This is a genomic window from Bacillus sp. 196mf (genome assembly GCF_003217275.1).
GTDB lineage: Bacteria > Bacillota > Bacilli > Bacillales > Bacillaceae_G > Bacillus_A > Bacillus_A thuringiensis_S.
Genome location: NZ_QJTG01000089.1, coordinates 1 through 2,483 on the forward strand (window position 1 = coordinate 1; position 2,483 = coordinate 2,483).

Here is a 2,483-nt window from a genome sequence, read left to right on the forward strand (position 1 = left end):
GCCCGTGAAGGACGCAATCCACATACTGGTGAAGCTCTTACGATCCCTGCGGGAAAAACACCTGCCTTTAAAGCAGGGAAAGCATTAAAAGAAGCTGTAAAAGCTAAATAATACTTCTTTAACAGTAGCATGAATCCAGTAGGAATCACGCTACTGTTTTAGTTTAGAATCGAATTGTGGAGATTGCATGTTTATATACAAGCTGTTGTTTCCCCTCATATTCTATTAAAATAGAAAAAGTATCATATCCTCTTATTATTCCTTTTATATGTAGTCCTTTTAACAGGATTAACGTGATATCCTTCTTCTTTTGAAACGCTTCTTGTAATAAGTGTTCCTGTGAAAATAGTATGTTCTTACCTCTATCCTTTTGAAATGATTGTAATTTCGTTTCCAATGAATTCTCCCCCTATTCTTCTCATACAGTTACTTTGTATTGTTCTAGTTCAGCTAACAGTTGTTTTAGCCCCTCTGGACTCAACGTCAGCTTTCCACCTACTAGTTTTACATTCCTTGAAGATATTTCTCCTGTGATAGGACAAGTACCATGAGGTGTATATTTTTGTAGAACAATCGCATCTTCTTCTACAAAAAATTCTAAAGCATCGCTTGTTTCCACCTGTAAAGTTTTTCTTGTTTCTTTTGGTATTACAATTCGTCCCAAATTATCTACTTTTCGTACAATACCTGTTGCTTTCATAAACATGCCCTCCTTTTTTAAAAAATATAATATTCCACATATCGCGTAATCGTTTACATTATTTTAAAACCATATATACTATAAAAAAGTTTATCTCAATCTGTAGAAATATTCTCCAGGTCTTCTTACATCCACTGTTGCAAACCTTCTATTCTCTTCATGCCCTCAATTACTTTTTCGTCACTCACTATATAATAAACCTCATTTCCTTTTCGCTCATAGGAAACGATCTTAAACTGTTTTAACTTTATTAACTGCTGTGACATTGTAGATTGTGGAACACGTAGTAACTTCTGTAACTCGGATACATTTAATGGACCTTTCGAAATTAATTCTCGAACGATCATCAAACGCATAGGATGTCCAAGCATCCGCAATATATCTGCAGGTCTCTCGTAATACTCAATATCCATATAGAAAGCTTTTGGCATAATATCTTCCCCTTTTTGGATGAACGTTTTTTATATCCTAATATCATCTATTTGTTCCGCCAATGTTTTATATATACAAGGGCTTCATCTAAGTATCTATATTCTTATAACTATATTATTCCTCAAAATTCTCCCTATTTCCTCTTTGTATCTTACATTGCTTCCGATGTATCTTACTAAATAATTCATTTACTTCACTCTGTTTTATATTCTCTGGTATTTCTAATGCTCTTCCAAACGTTTTCCTCCAAGAAATTTTTAATACTTTAATTTGCTTCGTAGAGACCTAATTTTGAAGTTTTTCCTTTTTCTGCTGTTCCTTCAGATGCTCCAATTGCAATAGTCTCTTTTTCATACATAAATAATCCTTTGGAATATCTTCTCGTAGACTTAAATCATATAGTAAACTGTTAAAATAATTCCGCTGTCTTAAGGTAGACTTTCTTCTCCGCATAGAGTGTTCCATCTGTTGCAATAGTTCTGTTAGCTCAACAGTAGAAAAATCCACTTCTATCCACTTCTGAAAAACACGTGTTTTTTCTAGATAGACCATTACTTGCTCAACAAACGCATCCGTAATAAAAGATTTATCTTCCTCTACAACAACATAGTCCATATCCTGAAGAAGCGTACGAACAATTCCTCGAATATCAGTGAGAAACCCCTGTTGTAAAGAGCGTTCTAAATCTGTAAATACCATTCTACCAACAATCCTTTCTTACAACCATGTAGTCTAATTAACATAAAAATTTCAGTACCTATTTTTTCAGTCTAAAAAACACATAATAAATATATAATAATAAATATAATGTGATAATATCAAAACCGGTATTGATAAAATAGTAAAATGACTATATGTTATTCATATTTATTGTATACTATAAATAATCTGTCATTAAATCCCTTGTATATAAGAAAAGCGAGATAAAAGAGCTCGCTTTTCTTTTTGTTTGCATATAATTTCATGAAAAAACCTCAATACATGTATCACGTGCAGTAGATGCATTACGTGCAAAAGGCGTGGACATTCCAGAAGAATATTTACAACATATATCTCCACTTGGATGGGAACATATTACGTTGACAGGTGATTATGTTTGGAACTTAAATGAAAAAACAAATTTTAATAATTTAAGACCATTACGAGAGAAAAACCCTATAAAAAAATGATAAATTGAATAACCGATTCCTTAACCTACAGGGAATCGGTTAATTTGTGTCCAAATTGTGTCTAAACGTACAATTTTCTTTTTTTGATATGGTGACCCCATGCCCATCAACTTAAGAACAAAAATAAAATGGGATTCCCTTCAAAACAGTTAAAAACTGTTCAACATATTGGTTATTCTTAA

Annotated in this window: 4 protein-coding genes and 2 pseudogenes; 2 read left to right on the plus strand and 4 right to left on the minus strand. The window is 32.5% G+C overall.

Annotated features, from left to right (window positions below):
* A partial coding sequence (locus tag ATL10_RS30540; protein WP_181419376.1) for an HU family DNA-binding protein occupies nucleotides 1-111 on the plus strand: 111 nt, incomplete at its 5' end.
* 52 nt (nucleotides 112-163) lie between these two features.
* On the opposite strand, the gene hfq is transcribed toward ATL10_RS30540, so the two are convergent.
* The 4 genes and pseudogenes from hfq to ATL10_RS30560 all read right to left on the minus strand — a co-directional run bounded on the left by hfq (nucleotide 164) and on the right by ATL10_RS30560 (nucleotide 1,831).
* Complete coding sequence (gene hfq / locus ATL10_RS30545; protein ID WP_000448532.1) at nucleotides 164-397, minus strand: RNA chaperone Hfq; 234 nt, start codon at nucleotides 395-397, stop codon at nucleotides 164-166.
* A 21-nt stretch (nucleotides 398-418) separates the two neighbouring features.
* The gene (locus ATL10_RS30550) at nucleotides 419-700 is read right to left on the minus strand and encodes an AbrB/MazE/SpoVT family DNA-binding domain-containing protein (protein ID WP_050845507.1); all 282 of its coding nucleotides are present in this window, start codon (nucleotides 698-700) and stop codon (nucleotides 419-421) included.
* Between the two features lie 125 nt (nucleotides 701-825).
* A complete protein-coding gene (locus ATL10_RS30555) occupies nucleotides 826-1,131 on the minus strand; it encodes an ArsR/SmtB family transcription factor (protein WP_110498360.1) in 306 nt (101 codons plus the stop codon).
* Between the two features lie 115 nt (nucleotides 1,132-1,246).
* A pseudogene (locus ATL10_RS30560) lies at nucleotides 1,247-1,831 on the minus strand (hypothetical protein).
* 275 nt (nucleotides 1,832-2,106) lie between these two features.
* Between ATL10_RS30560 and ATL10_RS30565 the strand changes: the two are divergent.
* Nucleotides 2,107-2,301 (plus strand): annotated as a pseudogene (locus ATL10_RS30565) (Tn3 family transposase); the annotation flags it as partial.
* Nucleotides 2,302-2,483: the final 182 nt, after the last annotated feature.